Source organism: Vibrio salilacus, assembly GCF_002811245.1.
In the GTDB taxonomy this organism is placed as follows: domain Bacteria; phylum Pseudomonadota; class Gammaproteobacteria; order Enterobacterales; family Vibrionaceae; genus Vibrio; species Vibrio salilacus.
The window spans coordinates 1-16,925 of record NZ_NIVQ01000004.1 but is presented as its reverse complement, the minus strand read 5'-3'; the positions used below and the strand labels follow the sequence as shown (position 1 = coordinate 16,925).

The following is a 16,925-nucleotide window of genomic DNA, read 5'->3' as shown; positions in this document are numbered from 1 at the left end:
ACCGTACCTTAAATTGCAACAGCATGAATAAAGAGAAAAAAGCAGCCGACTATTATATGATCACTCCTAATATGAAACCAATAAAATAATAGAGAATCGCGATGAAGAATGTACTGGTTTTAGGAGCTTCTGGTTATGTCGGCTCGCAATTGCTTACTCAGTTGTGTGCCCAAGGTTACAATGTCACGGCTGCCGCACGTCAAATAGACTATTTGCGCGCTCGGGTTGTTCCTCATTCAAACCTGCAACTGAACTATCTTGATCTAGCCGACAAGCAAGCCACTCAAAATCTGATACAACACTTTGATTTAGTTTACTTCCTTGTTCATGGTATGGCCCATGGACATGATTTTCTCGACTACGAAATCTCACTCGCAGAGAACTTCAAACAAGCGTTGTTGCAAAGCTCGGTTAAGCACGTGATCTACCTTAGTGCGATTCAACCGCAAACTGGCGATTCTTATCATTTGAAAGCTCGACGTATGACCGGTGATATCATCCGCCAAGCCAATATCCCTATTACAGAACTTCGCGCTGGAGTGATCATTGGTCCTGGCTCGGCAGCCTTCGAAATAATGCGCGATTTTGTTTATAACATGCCGATATTAATCACACCGAAATGGGTTGACTCTAGAGCCAATCCTATCGCCCTAGAAAATCTTAATCACTACCTTCTTGAAATCGCTCAAGAGCAGCCGTCGACTCATCAGCTATACGAAATCGGCGGTCCTGACACCCTTAGCTACCGCGATCAATTTAAAGTAATCGCTAAAGCGGTCAATAAGCCGATCACGATTTGGCCAACATCACTACTGACACCTAAAATGGCATCACGCTGGTTGGGGATTGTGACGTCGGTGCCTTCCAGTATCGGCGCTGCTTTGTTGTCAGGCCTAGAGCATGACTTCATTGCTAATTGCGAAGATATTCAAGCTAAATACCCACAGCCTTTGATTCGATTCGAGCAGATGGTCAACAACAGTATTCAACACGAAGGAACCTTTGTCCGCAGCAATGTCTGGGGGTACGACCCTGCCGCATTTTCACGTTGGCAACCCGGATTTGGCTACTACCCAAAACAAACTGGTGCTGAAATAACCACTGACTTAACGACGAAACAACTGTGGCAAATCGTGAAAACAATTGGTAGTCGAGAACAAGGTTACTTCTTTGCTAATAGCCTCTGGCGCACACGTGAATGGCTCGATATTTTCTTTGGCGGCGGTAAACCTATCAGACGCAGCCCGCCAGGCCCGGAACTAAAAGTGGGCGATTTTATTGATTCGTGGAAAGTTATTCGTTGTGAAGACGAGGCATTTATCTCACTCTTATTTGGCATGAAAGGGCCGGGGCTTGGCCGACTCGAATTCACTATTCAAGATCTTGGCGATAAAAGAACGTTTAATGTCACTGCGTGGTGGCACCCACAAGGCTTTAAAGGGTTACTTTACTGGTTTGCAATGATGCCAGCGCACCTATTTATTTTTAAAGGTATGGTTAAAGCCATTGTGCGTAAAGCAAAAGAGCTTCCGTAATGGAAGCCCTTTTATCGTTCAGTTAGACCGTTAAGCTCAAGGGAATTTCAGCTAACTGGTTACCGCGGTTGGCAGGAAAAATCAGGTACTCACCATGATATTTCACATTTGACTTGTAGTCGGTCACTTTATGCACCATAAAACCTGCCGCTGATGCTTTTTCAATAAAATCAGCATGGTGACCACGAACAAACCAATTCATCGGTTTGACCAGTTCTTCACCATCAAAGCAGTCGTCACATTGATCCGAGCAAAGCGCCAACGAATTAGAACCTTCGATAAATATCTGCACCTTGCCACAGCCAACCAAAGGCTCTGACGTCGACACTTCCCAACCGTTTACTTCCATCATATCGAGAAAAGCATCGATCTCTTTATCTTTGATCACACGCTCTGGTTCACCTTGCGGGAAAAACTGCTGATAATAAGTCGAGATCCGTTGGAAGGTTGTCATCAATCCGGCCTGATCGCCTTTTGAGCGACCCATTTTTTGCCAACGAACAAGATCATCGACAACAATACGCGGAAACTGCTGCGATTTAATCGCTTTAGTTACCCAACGTACCAGATAGAGATTGTTAGCCACCGAGCCATTGCTTAGCCTGCCCGCTTTATGCTCTTTAGCAATATCTTCTAGTGCTTGATCCACGAGTTTTTGTATTTCTACGGTATATTGCGACATCACGCCTTTCTTCCATACATCCAATAACACGCGGCCGAAATAATCGAACACGCGCTCATAACTAATACCATTGGCCATGTTACACCGCCTGGCAACCACGCGACTACGGCACCAATGATCGAACCGGTACCAAAACGCAATGTACCTGCCAGTGAAGATGCTGTGCCTGCCATGGTTGGGTATCCGCTCAAAAGTAGCCCCATACTATTACTACCTATGGTTGATAGCGTGCCAATAAACATCACAACAAAAATCACGGTCCCCCACAGTCCCCAATCAAATAACCATGTCGCGAACAATCCGAATCCAGCCAACAATTGCACCGCTAAACCAAAGCGCAACATGGTATGTGAGCCAACCTTTTTAACCAAACGTCCATTAATACTTGTCATCACGATCATCGCAATGATGTTCATACCAAACAGGTAACCAAACTGGTCAGGACGCACGCCATAAATATCAATATAAACAAACGAGCCCGCCGTTAGAAAGGCAAACATACCTGCAAACGAAAACGCCCCCGAGAAAATCAAACCAAGAGCTTGAGGGTTTTGGAACAGACGTGAATAGTTTCTTAAGGTATTTCGCAATCTGAACGGTTGCTTATTCTCAGCGCTCAATGTTTCAGGAATTTTCCACAACACTAAAGCAATCACAACCAAAGAGAAGCCGGCCAATATCCAAAAAATGGCTCGCCAACCAAACCAAATAGCAACATAACCACCAATCATTGGCGCGACCAAAGGAGCAAGCGTGACCACTAAAGTGACAAACGACATCGCTCGTGCAAAGTCTTCGCGATCAAACATATCCCGTACGACCGCTTGAATCACAACGGCCGCGGCTGCTCCAGCAAAGCCTTGCGCGGTACGAATCCACATCAATGCTTCAATACCGTTGGTTGTTGCACTGACAACAGATGCTAAAGCAAAGAACAGTATACCTAAAATCAATACTGGCCGTCGCCCGTAGCTATCTGCAAGTGGGCCATGAATAAGCTGCCCAATAGCAAAACCGGCTGTATAAGCGGTCAACGTAATCTGAACGGCGCCTTGTTGCACACCAAGATCGCGAGCAATCGTTGGCATCGCTGGCAAATACATATCAATCGCCAGAGGCGTTAGTGCACCGATGGCACCGAGAACAATAAATAAAAGCAAATTGATTTGTGGCGCATTAACATTAGATGGCGGTGAGGTATTCTCGGACATAAGTCTCCTACTCGGCTGTGGATTAGGTGCAGCCTCCTTGCTACAACCAAACAGAATGGAATCGCAGTGCCGTGTATCTTCATCGCGAAGACACATGACGATCGACACCTAAAAAAGATATTTGAGCGTTCTATCCTCAAACATTTAAAGCAAAAAGACGAGTTCCTATTTGGAAATAAACCATTTCCTAAACCTAGAATTATTTCCAAACAGAGTCAATTTCATCTTGAGTGAGGTAGCGATATTCACCAGGCTCTAGAGAGTCACATAATTCGATAGCACCGATTCGCTCTCGGTGTAAATGCTCGACCTTATTGCCCAATGCCGCGAACATACGCTTCACTTGATGGTACTTACCTTCGGTAATGGTCAGTAATACTTGGTTATCTTTACGATCCACAATCTCAAGCTTGGCAGGAAGCGTCAGATCTTTTTCGCTCCGCAGTTGAATGCCTTCGGCAAATTTTTCGACGTAATCATCTAATATCGGGTCAACAAGCCAAACACGGTAGGTTTTCTCACACTTGTGTTTTGGCGATGTAATACGGTGTGACCATTGACCATCATCGGTAATTAAAACCAAACCTGTGGTATCAACGTCTAATCGGCCAGCAAAGTGAAGTTCGTCCATTTTCACTTCATCTAGCAACATAAATGCCGTTTGATTGAAGCCATCTTCATGCGAGCACACAAAACCATCTGGTTTAAATAACATGATATAGCGCGGACCCAGTTTGTGAATTTCTCTGCCCTGCCACTCTACGCAGCAGTCATCGGTCACTTTGAACGCCCCACTTTTTTGCACGACGCCGTTTACCGTGACTTCACCACTTTTAAGGATTTTTGTTGCTTCTTTTCGCGTCGCACCAAGTGCGTCGCATAGATATTTATCTAAACGCATGAATACCTCATCTTTCTTAGGTGAGGTATTATAGTGCGACTGGACCAAATAGTTGAGCTATTTCACACAATTTATGTATACACTTCGCCCATACCAAGCTGACTCTGTCAAAGCTGTCATCCATTACTTTCGTAAACACTCGACACCTGCGGTATTAGTGCTTCCTACCGGAGCGGGCAAAAGCTTAGTGATTGCAGAACTCGCCCGGCTAGCCAAAGGACGCGTGCTTGTTCTCGCCCACGTCAAAGAATTGGTGGAACAAAACCACGCTAAATACGAAGGGTATGATCTTAAAGGGGCCATTTTCTCGGCTGGACTTGGCCGCAAAGAGACCGATCAACAAGTGGTCTTTGCCTCGGTTCAATCGGTCGTTCGTAACCTTGATCAATTCAAAAATCAATTCTCATTGCTGGTGATTGATGAGTGCCACCGCGTTCCCGATGACAAAAACACCAGTTACCAGAAAGTCATTCAGCATCTCAGCGAACAAAATCCTGGTATCAAAGTACTCGGTTTAACGGCCACCCCTTATCGCTTAGGCATGGGATGGATTTACCAATACCACACACGCGGCTTAGTGCGTAGTGAAGAACCTCGGTTTTTTAAAGATTGCATTTTCGAACTGCCGATTCGTTACCTGCTTGACGAACAGTTCCTGACGCCCGCGAAAATGATGGATGCTCCCGTGTTAAGTTACGATTTCTCGCAGCTTAAACCTGCAAGCACAGGACGCTACAAAGAGGCAGAACTCGACATGGTGATCGACAAGGCCAAGCGAGCCACCCCGCAAATTGTTGAGCAGATCATTACCATGGCTAAAGAGAAACAAGGTGTGATGATTTTTGCCGCTACCGTCAGGCACGCTCAAGAGATTTATCAGCTTTTACCCAGCGGCCAAACAGCCATTGTTATCGGTGATACCCCGACACCCGAACGCGATAGCATTATTGACCAATTCAAACAGCGTCAGATTAAGTTTCTGGTTAACGTCTCAGTACTGACGACTGGGTTTGACGCCCCCCACGTTGATCTCATTGCTATTTTACGCCCAACCGAATCAATTAGCCTCTATCAGCAAATTGTTGGACGTGGATTACGGTTATCTCCCGGAAAAAAAGAGTGTTTAGTGCTTGATTATGCGGGTAACAGTTACGATCTTTATCAGCCTGAAGTTGGCGATCCCAAACCCGATTCTGATAGCGAAATCATTACCATTCCCTGCCCTACTTGCGGGTTCAATAATAACTTTTGGGGCAAGCTTGATAGCAACGGTTTTCTTATCGAACACTTTGGTCGTAAATGTCAGGGCTTTCTCGAAGACGATGAAACGCGAGAGCGTGAGCATTGCAACTATCGTTTTCGCGCCAAATACTGCGGTGAATGTGGCGCAGACAATGACATTGCCGCGCGTATATGTCATGAATGTGACGCAACCTTAGTCGACCCTGACAAAAAGCTTAAAGAGGCATTAAACCTAAAAGATGCCTTAGTTTTCGAGTGCATCGAGATGGATTTATCCGTACATAAAGATGACAAGGGAAAAAGTAGTCTTAAGGTTTGTTATATCGGAGAAAATCAGGCTAAAGTCAGCGAATTTTGGTCACTCACAACTAGAAATCAGAAACAGCGCTTTAAAGATCAGTTTGTTCGTCCTCATCTTGCTGACAAACACCGCCCATTTGAAGATGCTTCACCAACTAAAGTGGTGAACAATCAACACCGCTTTCGACCGCCACAATTTGTTATTGCCAGAAAATCTGGCCGATTTTGGAAAATGCGCGACAAAATCTTCGCCGATGAGTTAATCCAATAATCGATAATTCACTTGGCGTTCATATTTGAGTCCATATACTCATATTGAGAAACTTTAAAGGGGTACCATTGTGTCTAAACGTCCAATTACACATTTTATAGTCTTGATGGTATGTACACTGTTCGCTTGGCCTACGATAGCAAAAGATCACGACGACTATGATGGCCATGCATTAGTTCAAGACGTCCACAAACCGGGCACTCGTATTGAATTCGATGAGGACCAAGACGAAGTCTACGACGCGGTAAAAAAAGGCTATATTCAGCCATTTTCTGAAATGTACGCCGTGGTTGAGCGCGACTTGCATGGTCGAATTATTCAGGTTGAACTTGAAGAGGATGATGATATGTGGATATACGAGCTAAAACTAAACCACAATAACAACATTCTGAAAGTTGAATACAACGCCCAGACGTTGGAAATGCTGCAAATTAAAGGCAGAAACATCAGACAAGCACTTAAAAATACAGAAGACTAACGCTTATGAAAATTCTTGTTGTTGAAGATGACCCACGTTTAGGCCAACAAATTATTGAGTCACTGGAACAGACGGGCTGGGTGCCAGAACTTGCCCAAGACGGCATTGATGCTTTATACCGCGCGACATCTGAAGAGTGGAACGCGATTGTATTAGATCTTGGGTTACCAAAACTGGATGGTTTAACCGTATTAAATGGCATTCGCGATGAAAACATCAATACCCCAGTGATTATTTTGAGCGCCCGTGACACCTTGACTCAGCGCGTTGAAGGCCTCAATGCCGGCGCCGATGACTACCTTACCAAGCCATTTGAGATGGTCGAACTCACCGCTCGTATTCGTGCTCAACTGCGCCGCGCTTCAGGCAGTGCTTCACCTATTCTACAAGTCGGCAACTTGAGCCTAGATACTCGTACATCAAAAGTCATGTGGCAAGGACAAGCGGTAAGCTTAACCGCTTTGGAATACAAAGTGGTTGCCTATTTTATGCATAACCCAGAAAAAGTTATTTCACGCACTGAGCTCGTCGAGCATATTTATAAACAAGATTTCGATCGTGACTCAAATACAATTGAAGTCTTCATTGGCCGAATCCGAAAAAAAATCGCCCCTAAAGTAATAAAGACTGTCCGCGGTTTAGGGTATCAATTGAATGCCGAATAAAATACGTCCAACTCTCAAGCGTCTGAGTCTTAAAAGTCGCTTAGTACTGGCGGCCATTGTGTGGCTAACCGCGATGGTTTTTGCTGCTGGAATCAGTGTCCCGAACCAAGTACTCAACTACATGGTCGATGACACTAAAGGACAATTAAATCTATTTATCGACGAAATATCCGCGTCGATTGAGGCGGATGAAACCGGCAATATCACACTGGCTAATGCACTTTCTGATCCGCGTTTTAATCGACCTTACAGCGGGCTTTATTGGTCTGCTCAGACTGACTCTGATTTACTGCGTTCGCGCTCATTGTGGGATAAAACCATGGTGTCTGAACCTAACGGTAAAGAGATGCTCGGCGCACGCGGTGAGCCACTAATTTTCGTCAAAATGAATCTCTATTACCCCGATTACAAAGGGCCAATTCAAGTACTGATTGGTATCGATGAGCAACCGATTAAAGATACGGTGCGCGAGCTTATGAGTCAGTTGTGGGTCATTCTTGCGCTACTCTATTTTGGGGTACTTCTCGTCATCATGTTGCAAGTTCAGTGGTCGCTGAGTCCATTGACCAAAATGCAAAAAGAGTTGGCTCAACTGCGCAGCGGAGATAAAACACGCCTTGACCAAGACTATCCGAAAGAAGTCTCGCCCGTCGTCTCTGATCTCAATGCGCTACTGTTCCACTATCAAGAGTTACTCGAACGCGCTCGGCATCATGGTGGTAACTTATCCCATGCATTAAAAACGCCCCTTTCGGTACTCAAAAACGAAATCAATAACTTGGACTCTAACACTCAACAGCACTTACTGCCTTCTGTCGAACAAATTCAAAGCCAGATTGATTATCATCTTGGCCGAGCCCGCATGGCAGGATCGAAGAATATTCTTTCCGTGCGTAGCAACGTAGCATCAAGGGTCGATGCGATTTCGATGGCATTTGACAAGCTCTATGCGAACCGTCAAATCACTTTGGTCAACGAGTTAGATTCTGAAATCGATGTCGCTGTAGAGCAAACCGACCTAGATGAAATGGTCGGCAACCTACTTGAGAACGCCTACAAGTGGTCGAATACGATTATTCGTGTTTACTCCGAGCCCGGTGAAATCGGCGACATTAATATTATTATTGAAGATGATGGTCCGGGAATTCCTAACGAGGATGTTAATCAAGTCACACAGCGCGGTGTCAGGTTAGATGAAACAACACCCGGCAGCGGTCTTGGCCTCAATATTGTCAGCGAGATGGCTCATAGTTACCGTGGTCAGCTGTCGCTTTCTACGAGTCACTTAGGTGGACTAAAAGTTACTCTATCATTGAAGCTTTCCACCTAACCACGAAAAGCACTGCCGAGACTCTGATTAACTAAATGAACTTAACTAATTGATGTCTGAGTAGACTTTATTGACTTTGTCCCAAGGGATAGGGTCTATCGACACACCCGCTTGTTTGGCTCTCTCGGCAATCATGTCACTGTAGTTAGCTTTATAGATATCGGCATTATTGCCAAAAGTATCAGCATCAAGCTCTGCATCTGGTGTTATCTCGGTGATGTATTTATATTCACCACAACCACGCAACCAAATTTTACTGTTCCCGTTGGGCAAAAAACCAAAAATCATATCGGTGCGATAGCAATCTCTCACAACACCATCCCATCTGGTGTACGTTTCTTTGGTACTCATCACCGTCTTGATATTGGGTGACAAATCCCATTTAGTCGTGAAAAATCTTTGGTTTGAAATGGAAGCCCAGTAAATGTAGATACTGTCCGGTAATGTTTGGGTGCCAGCGACCTGACCAATCTTAGTTACAGGTGTCCCTAGAACTAGACCAAAACCATCATAATCAGCTATATCTTGCCTTATCCTACTCAACTCTGTTCTGCGCATATAGTGCATATCGTTGTGAACAAACGATGTCCAATCCTTTTCCTCATTCACTCCATAAGCTTCGGTTATTTTTGCCGGATACAACGAAGACATAGCATATCCAATACGCCATTTAGGTATATCTTCAGGAACGCTAGGCACTTTTGCGAATGCACAAGAGGCCAGCAGCAACATCACGAACACGCTAGACAATAATTTTTGCACTATCACCACTGTCGGCAACCCGATGAGTAACCGGCTACAACACATCAGTTTACTTGTTTGATTTTTTCGCTGAAGTACACTTTGTTCACTTTGTCCCATGGGATTGGGTCTAAAGTCTCACCTACTTCTTCTGTTCTTTTAGTAATTCGTGCGCCATAGTTAGCTTTGTAAATTTCGGCATTGTTACCACGCGAGTCTGCTTCAAGCTCAGCATCTGGCATTAGTTCTGTTACGTATTTATACTCGCCGCAGCCATCTAACCAAACCTTAGTGTTTCCATTGGGCAAAAAACCAAAAACAATGTCATTTTGATAGCAATCTAGGACAGCACCATCCCATGTAGTCATTTGCCTTTTTGTAACCATCAATGATTTAACCTCTTTTGTTAAGTCAAATTTAGTCACAAAGAATCTTGCATTACTTATTGATGCCCAATATATAAATACGCTGTCTGGTAGTGTTTTGGTCCCTGCTACCTGAGGAAAGATCCCAACGGCCGAACCTAGCGGAATACCAAAGCCATTATAGTTTGGTAGCTTACCTAAAATTCTATCCAATTCTGTTCTACGAATAAATTGTAGATCGTTGTGAACAAACGATGTCCAATCCTTTTCCTCATTCACTCCATAAGCTTCGGTTATTTTTGCCGGATACAACGAAGACATAGCATAACCAATACGCCATTTAGGCATATCTTCAGGAACGCTAGGCACTTTTGCGAATGCACAAGAAGCCATCGGCAACATCATTAACACGCTAGACATTAATTTTTGCACTATCACCACTTTCGGGAAACTTGGTAAACACTAGAAGAATGTATATCAGTTTAACTGTGTAATTTTGTCGCTGGAGTACACTTTGTTCACTTTGTCCCATGGAATTGGGTCTATCGACACACCAGCTTCTTCGGCTCTTTTTTGTATTCGTTTTAGGTATGAACGTTTTTTGTAGTCGTCGGCACCGAAGCCATGGCTATCATGATCCATAACTCGCTCTGGCTCTAGCTCTGCGATGTAGATGAGTTCTCCACATCCTTTTACAAATACCTTAGCGCGCCCGTCAGGTAAAAGCCCAAAAACAATTTCACTTCGGTAGCAGCTAATCTCATCACCTGAATGTCCGATATAATTATCTTTGCTAGCCATCAGTCTTTTTATTTTTTCATCTAAGTCAAATCGAGTTACATAGAACTGAGTGTTTGTAAGCGAAGTCCAGTATAAATATACTTCATCTGGTAATGACCTTCTTCCCGAAATCTGAACTCCCCTTACCATAGTAAAAGTGTGTAGAGGTAAGCCGTAGCCATCATAACCGTCTAGCCACTTCTTAGCATTGCTCGTGTCACTCTTAGCCATAAACTGACTAAACGCATGTAGCTCGGATGTCCAATTTTCCTGATAGTTAGTCCCATAAGACTTTGTAACTTTGGTAGGAAATAGTGATGATGAGGAAACACTAACCCTCCACTCAGGCACATCACCCGGCGTCGTTGAAGCACATGCATTGGCGCTCAAAACGGCTAAGAATAAAGCTAAACGCAGTAATAGCCTATTAAGTATCTTTATTACACTCATAACTAGCTCTTTCAAATTGTTGTTTTGACTCATTCAATAGTGGCTTCATTCCAACAGTATCACTCGAAGAATGGTGGTACAAATCGGAATCCATAAACTCTTTTAACCTTTGCGGTGTACTCAGTGAGCTTATAACTCCCTCATAATCACCATTTTTTGCTAATTTCAATATATTGGCGTTTAACTCAGTAAATGCCATCGAATTATCCTTCTTATCGGAAGGTAAATCTTTTACTAATAGGTAGACGTTATCTGTCCAAGCGTATCCATCGTCATCCGTTAGAGGCACACCATGAAACTCTGCGAAGCCATACATCACTCGTAAATATAAGCGCGATAAGTCACCTTCAACTTTCCTCTTAATAAACAGTTTGCCTGTAACTCTATTCCGATTGTTGCCCAGCATAGTTTCCTCAAGAATCACTGGAGCGTAGTCTGAATCTTTCCATCCACTGTTTAAGTCCAGCTTTTTATATTCTTCCAGAGTCTGCTGGATATATTTAAGAGCTCTTTTTTTCTCAAATTGACTAGAATAAGAACGACTCACTTTTTTCACTAGTTTATTTTCCAGCAAAGGTAATAAATAATCCTCTTGAGAATATGAGTTCCTCGAGTGATAACCGCCACCAATATCTGAGTGAGCACCAGGCAACGTCAATTCAGAAAATGTCTCATACTCATTAATCCGGTTTAAACTAAAGTTCTCTCTACATTCAGTTTTTGAATTTGCAGTTAAGTGAACAACCCTTCTGACTCGCTCAGGATCAAGCCACAGCTTAACACCTCCATTGTCAGTATGAGTACTGAAGTCAAAATCGAGAATTGTTTTGGAGTCTAGCGATACAAGATGTACAACAGATGCCACCGTGTCAAACACCCCCACAAATGTTACCTCGCAACTAGCTCTATCCTTATCAGCTAAATCCCAATCAAAGGAGCTAGACAATCCAACTTTCTGCTTTTCACATTCATCTGTAAATGCTTTTGCAAATTCACCATCGCCCCCTTCAAGAACCACATTCACAAAATGCCTTGCAGAAGCAGCTCCTCGACTAAAGCCAAACACATCAAATTGTAACTTCGAAATACCATCCACTACATTGGGAAAATCATTTTCGAAAATACTTTTTAATCCGGAAACTTGTTCAACTAGCTTTTCTATCCCAAAATTTGCTTTTGCAACAACACCGTAATCACCGATGCCAGTACCTTGCCCAAATATCGATTCTTTTGCTGGTTTCTCAACAGTCTCATTTCCTGTGCCGATTCCGGTAATATAATGAGCTGAACAGAACAAGTTCTCGGTTTCAAAATACTTATCTTGAGCATATCGCTCAAACAACTTCTGTATATTGGTTAGCTCATTGGTCGCACTACCCTCAACAGTTTCTACTTCATCATCACTCTCAGAAAATAATTTGACCAAGAAGTTTTCTTCCTCAGGGTATTTGAAACATTCCTCAGACAACTCCGTAATTGGTATATTACTTTTCTTGTACTCAGACCTTTCTGAGATCAATTGACAATCTGCATCGTATATTTGACGCCACTTAGATTGATACTTCTCTAACTGCTTTTTGCCCCACTGGGCGCTGTACGTATTATTACCTGTTCCATCAAAGAACATCCCTACACGGAGAGTAATAAAGTTAAAGCCGCGTACTTGCAGTACATAACTATTATCTACGACCAACTTTAAGCTGTCTGCTTTACCTTTTTGATGGCGAGAAGGCAAAGCTTCCCCTTCCGCAAGTTCGGTTACATCTCCGGCGGTTATCTCGACGTATTTTGGTGTAGAATCTTGATGTCCCTGATATTCACTGGCGAACTCTTTTGTCGGATTGGCTTCTGAATTCGGTGTGCGCTTGTCACCTTGGGCTTCAATCAACCAAGATTGACTGTCTAACTTAAGAGTGGCAACACCCGCTGCGAGCTCTTCCAATAAAATTGGGGCTTCACCTAGTGATATTGGAAATTCATTACCAGCGCCGTCAATTAAAACGCCACTCACGCCTGAAAAGGGCTGATTGAACTCATCCCGAACAAGGATTTCAATCCAGTGATTACTGTTTTCACACGGATAGCAGTAAGGACTGGTTCCTGTTTCACTACTCACGACCAAGTCTCCTTAATTCTTTGTAATGCTTTAAGCTCATCAAATGTTAAACGAAGGGGCATTGATAGTTCTGAAAGGTGTAGATTCGCTTGTTTAGCCACTTCAATGATTACGCACGACTCTAGCTGCGACTTTTCATAGTTGCGTTCAATAGCACTTTCAAGCGCATGAATGATCACATTGGATGGACTGTCGAATTGCGCTAACGCATTGGGTATCAGTTCCCACAAACGTCTTTCAAGAATTTTTGCATGGTTTTGAACGTTGTAGAGCGCATCCATGTGATGCGGTAACAGACGCCACCAAACGTCCACATTGAGCTCAAAAGGCTTACTCGCGCTATTTTGAAACTCATGAACTTCTTGCTCTGCAAGTATCATAGTGTCGATATTGCCCATAAATGCATAACGTTCACTTTCATCCATGGCTTGAAGCATCGCGAGAAGGACCTTTTTATCGTAATAGCGAAACATGACTTCTTCACCGTCTAACGATGCGATTAAAAGGCTGCGTAGGTGATCAATCACCTCATCAACTGGTCTTTCACTGCGTAATAGGATACCTAGATCCAATACATCATCATCCAATGACGTAACTTGCTCGGTTACGGGGATCAACCAAGGTGATAAGTCCATCGCTGGCGCAAAAGTCTCTCCAAAGAAGAGTGGTACCGCCTCATCAAACCCGAAACTCAACGCTTTCACAGCAAGACGATGCGCTTTGCTATCGACTAACCAATAGGCGTTACTGTCACTACACGGTAAATATGCGGCTAACATCAAACATCACCTGCTAATGGGCACATTTTCACCGCCGGAATACTTGACTCTTCAGCTTGTAAAAGAGATTGGTAACGGATGGTTTTTGCAACTTCAGGAACTGGCGGCGACTCTACATCAATCGGTAGTATTGGCTCGCTGCCACTATAGACGCTGCCTGAACCTGCACTACCTCCAGAGTTTAGATTGATCGCAGGACCAACTAAATGAACACCACCGCCATCAACTTTGACGAAACTGCCACCGGCCTTGAGGGTAATTTCAGCCCCAGCCTCTACAACGATTTTGGCGCCACTCTTGAATGAAATTTCGCGCCCTGCCTCGGCTGCGAATAAGGTGTCAATTTTTTGCTCAAGGTTACTCTCGACTATTTCCGTGTTTGAGCCTACAACGGTCAGCCTTGATTCAGCTTGTGTCACTGCATGATAGTTGTTAGTTATTGAGTCAAACTGATCATTATCAATTTGAACATGGAGGTCATTGCGGATATGGGTTTTTACGTCATTGAGAACTTCAGCTTGAAAGTCTTTTTGTGCATGCAAGTAGATTTGCTCTTGGTTGGCTTGATCTTCAAAGCTCAGTTCATTAAAACCACTTCCTTGGTGTGACTCAGTTCGAATCACCGTTTTGCTCTTGTTGTCTGGCAACGGATAAGGCAAGGCGTTGGTTGCATTGTAAGTTCGGCCAGTAACAATCGGCTGATCTGGATCGCCATTTAAGAAAGAGACGATGACCTCTTGCCCCACTCTTGGCAACGCAACCATTCCATACTGAGAACCCGCCCAACCTTGAGAAACCCTTACCCAGCAAGAACTATACTCGTCGCCATTTGAGTAGCGATCCCAAGGGAAATGTAGCTTCACTCGCCCGTATTCATCACAATAGATTTCTTCAGCTTCTGGGCCAACGACTAGGGCAATACAAGCACCATCGACTTTAGGTTTCGCTTGCGGCTCTGCTTGCCAAATAGTATTGGCTGGAATCAAAATAAGTTCATTTTGGTACGTTGTGGCACCATTACCTCCCTCTTCTTCAAGAGCCTGAGGTTGAGTTCCGGTCACGACAAGATTAATCACTTGCCACAGGTTAGTAGAAAAGTTTTCTGATTGATCTTCAAGTTGAAACTTAAGCCCAGCTTGCATTTGCAAATGGTTACTCTGAGCAACCGCTGAATGCGCCATCCTACGTACATATTCTAAGCGAGTACGACTAATCGCAGCGCCGACTGACTCTTGTTTGTAACGCCCAGGAAAATCAAAGTGCTCGTAAAGGTGACTGTTTTGGTATTCAGCTTGCGATGCTTGTTGATCTTGTAAAAAACGATAAGCTGGCTTTTTAAAACTGTAGTCGCCGGTTTGAACGTGACTTACCTGTACACGTTTGGTTTCTGCCAAGCCAAAAACATGCGCAATATCTGCAGAGCCACCAGAAACTGCATTATAAGGAATCGGTGTCTGATACTCGATTAGACACTCAGTGGCATCACAAAAAACAACATTATGCTTGTTATCTTCATGCTGGAAGTAGTAAGTGATGCCCTCTTCGGCCAACAGACGATGAATAAACGCCAAATCTGTCTCTCGGTACTGCACACAGTATTCTCGAGTTGCATACTCTTTCTTTAGTGCAAAGCCGTAATCTGAAATTCCCATCTCTTGCAAAAGGATAGAGACGATTTCTGGCACCGTCTGCGATTGGAATATGCGGCTATTATGTCGTAACGACAAACGCTCAAGAGCGGGAACAAGAACAAGCGAGTAAAAGGTATGATGATGGCCAGTATCGCCTTTGGTAAAGCTTCTTACCACGCCATGTACAACTCGCTCGCGAACATTATTACGATACAGCTCGAGCTGTACATTTTGATCAACAACATCATCTTGATGAAGAGTATGGCGTCGGCTGGCTAAATCAATGTTGAAACGATAACCACAGCACTCTTGGCCAGATTCTAAACGCGTCGAAGATAACGACTCAGTACCTGAAAACTGTCGAACTACCAGCGAATCATCGTCTAGCCCTTCAATTTTTATCCGGTAATGCAGTGTTGGCATAACGCTTCCTTTCTTTGCTCGCAACTCACGAGACCATTTAGTGAATCTACGCGATGTTGCAAAGATAGCGCCAACAAACAACTTGTGCTTATTGCTGATATCCAGCGCATGAACCGCTAAAATCAAGCAAGGTTTTGCCTACTTTTAGGCAGCATTTTACTCATAGGCAAGATTTCTATTATCAGAGCGTAATACAGACAGTGCTTTAGACTTAACCAATTGATAGTGCATCGCCTTAAAACAAAGGGATTAGAGGATTTTGAGTTGCGGCAAAAGAGAGAGAATGTTAGTATCCGCGCTCGCTTATGGAGTTACTACCAATTTCTCTTGAGCGTTCAATGTCCGCGAGGTCGCATTGCGGACGGATAAATCAATTTGTATTTTTAGAGAGTCATACTATGAAATTTGAAGCAGTAGTACGTACTGAACTAGGTAAAGGTGCGAGCCGCCGCCTACGTCACGCTGGTAAATTCCCTGCTATCGTTTACGGTGGTGAAGCTGCGCCAGTATCTATCGTTCTTAAGCACGATGACGTTATCAACCAAATGGACAAGCCTGAGTTCTACGAAGGTATCGTTCTAGTAATTGACGGCGCTGAAGTTAAAGTTAAGCCACAAGACGTTCAACGTCACGCGTTCAAGCCAAAAGTTGAGCACATGGACTTCATCCGTATCTAATTCCTACCGGGAATTATTCGGATAAAATCCAACCTTTTGCATATAAGATAATCGGCATTACCAACCGAGAAGTCTAGAAATTCGAAACCCCGATGCTACCAACATCGGGGTTTCACCGTTTCTGGACCCTAGAAATCATACATTTCTAATTTAGATCAATAAGTTAAAATACCTGAGTGTACTTTGGATGTAGTTATACAGTCGACATCAAAAGAGCTGTAGCTTTTTTAATATTTCATTGTGCTCTTAAAGACGTACAGACCAACCTACGTAACTATAAGCTCTGTAGTGGTCAACTAAAATTGGCCACGGTTTTAGAGCTTTCCCAATACAAACGTTCCGATTCAT

The 16,925-nt window shown here is 43.7% G+C and carries 15 protein-coding genes; 6 read left to right on the top strand and 9 right to left on the bottom strand.

The window, feature by feature from the left end:
* Nucleotides 1–101 precede the first annotated feature (101 nt).
* A complete protein-coding gene (locus CDZ87_RS03770) occupies nucleotides 102–1,535 on the top strand; it encodes a DUF2867 domain-containing protein (protein WP_100752240.1) in 1,434 nt (477 codons plus the stop codon).
* Between the two features lie 22 nt (nucleotides 1,536–1,557).
* On the opposite strand, the gene CDZ87_RS03765 is transcribed toward CDZ87_RS03770, so the two are convergent.
* The 3 genes from CDZ87_RS03765 to rsuA all read right to left on the bottom strand — a co-directional run bounded on the left by CDZ87_RS03765 (nucleotide 1,558) and on the right by rsuA (nucleotide 4,329).
* Nucleotides 1,558–2,217, bottom strand: a complete 660-nt coding sequence (locus CDZ87_RS03765; protein WP_100752239.1) for a DUF2913 family protein — start codon at nucleotides 2,215–2,217, stop codon at nucleotides 1,558–1,560.
* Nucleotides 2,217–3,428, bottom strand: coding sequence for a Bcr/CflA family multidrug efflux MFS transporter (locus CDZ87_RS03760; protein WP_100752238.1), 1,212 nt, complete (start codon nucleotides 3,426–3,428; stop codon nucleotides 2,217–2,219). Before CDZ87_RS03760 ends, CDZ87_RS03765 begins: the two co-directional genes overlap by 1 nt.
* Before the next feature lie 199 nt (nucleotides 3,429–3,627).
* Entirely contained in the window at nucleotides 3,628–4,329 is a 702-nt protein-coding gene (gene rsuA / locus CDZ87_RS03755) for a 16S rRNA pseudouridine(516) synthase RsuA (RefSeq protein WP_100752237.1), read from the bottom strand.
* 73 nt (nucleotides 4,330–4,402) lie between these two features.
* Between rsuA and radD the strand changes: the two genes are divergently transcribed.
* The 4 genes from radD (at nucleotide 4,403) to CDZ87_RS03735 (ending at nucleotide 8,615) form a co-directional block, all read left to right on the top strand.
* Nucleotides 4,403–6,142: a DNA repair helicase RadD gene (gene radD, locus CDZ87_RS03750; RefSeq protein ID WP_100752236.1), complete on the top strand. Its 1,740-nt coding sequence runs from the start codon at nucleotides 4,403–4,405 to the stop codon at nucleotides 6,140–6,142.
* A 106-nt stretch (nucleotides 6,143–6,248) separates the two neighbouring features.
* Entirely contained in the window at nucleotides 6,249–6,620 is a 372-nt protein-coding gene (locus CDZ87_RS03745) for a PepSY domain-containing protein (protein ID WP_100752410.1), read from the top strand.
* A 5-nt stretch (nucleotides 6,621–6,625) separates the two neighbouring features.
* Nucleotides 6,626–7,285 carry a response regulator transcription factor gene (locus tag CDZ87_RS03740; protein WP_100752235.1) on the top strand — a complete coding sequence of 220 codons (660 nt, stop codon included), beginning with the start codon at nucleotides 6,626–6,628 and terminating at the stop codon, nucleotides 7,283–7,285.
* Nucleotides 7,275–8,615, top strand: a complete 1,341-nt coding sequence (locus tag CDZ87_RS03735; RefSeq protein WP_100752234.1) for an ATP-binding protein — start codon at nucleotides 7,275–7,277, stop codon at nucleotides 8,613–8,615. The genes CDZ87_RS03740 and CDZ87_RS03735 overlap by 11 nt, the downstream gene beginning before the upstream one ends.
* A gap of 45 nt (nucleotides 8,616–8,660) precedes the next feature.
* On the opposite strand, the gene CDZ87_RS03730 is transcribed toward CDZ87_RS03735, so the two are convergent.
* The 6 genes from CDZ87_RS03730 to CDZ87_RS03705 are packed head-to-tail and all read right to left on the bottom strand — an operon-like array spanning nucleotide 8,661 to nucleotide 15,900.
* Nucleotides 8,661–9,377: a DUF2931 family protein gene (locus CDZ87_RS03730; RefSeq protein WP_100752409.1), complete on the bottom strand. Its 717-nt coding sequence runs from the start codon at nucleotides 9,375–9,377 to the stop codon at nucleotides 8,661–8,663.
* Between the two features lie 44 nt (nucleotides 9,378–9,421).
* Entirely contained in the window at nucleotides 9,422–10,153 is a 732-nt protein-coding gene (locus CDZ87_RS03725) for a DUF2931 family protein (protein WP_100752233.1), read from the bottom strand.
* A gap of 45 nt (nucleotides 10,154–10,198) precedes the next feature.
* Nucleotides 10,199–10,951: a DUF2931 family protein gene (locus tag CDZ87_RS03720; protein ID WP_100752232.1), complete on the bottom strand. Its 753-nt coding sequence runs from the start codon at nucleotides 10,949–10,951 to the stop codon at nucleotides 10,199–10,201.
* Entirely contained in the window at nucleotides 10,929–13,067 is a 2,139-nt protein-coding gene (locus tag CDZ87_RS03715; RefSeq protein ID WP_100752231.1) for a T6SS phospholipase effector Tle1-like catalytic domain-containing protein, read from the bottom strand. The genes CDZ87_RS03720 and CDZ87_RS03715 overlap by 23 nt, the downstream gene beginning before the upstream one ends.
* Nucleotides 13,064–13,846, bottom strand: coding sequence for a DUF4123 domain-containing protein (locus CDZ87_RS03710; protein ID WP_100752230.1), 783 nt, complete (start codon nucleotides 13,844–13,846; stop codon nucleotides 13,064–13,066). Before CDZ87_RS03710 ends, CDZ87_RS03715 begins: the two co-directional genes overlap by 4 nt.
* Complete coding sequence (locus tag CDZ87_RS03705; RefSeq protein WP_100752229.1) at nucleotides 13,846–15,900, bottom strand: type VI secretion system Vgr family protein; 2,055 nt, start codon at nucleotides 15,898–15,900, stop codon at nucleotides 13,846–13,848. Before CDZ87_RS03705 ends, CDZ87_RS03710 begins: the two co-directional genes overlap by 1 nt.
* A gap of 398 nt (nucleotides 15,901–16,298) precedes the next feature.
* Between CDZ87_RS03705 and rplY the strand changes: the two genes are divergently transcribed.
* Nucleotides 16,299–16,577, top strand: coding sequence for a 50S ribosomal protein L25 (gene rplY / locus CDZ87_RS03700; protein ID WP_038174579.1), 279 nt, complete (start codon nucleotides 16,299–16,301; stop codon nucleotides 16,575–16,577).
* Nucleotides 16,578–16,925 lie beyond the last annotated feature (348 nt).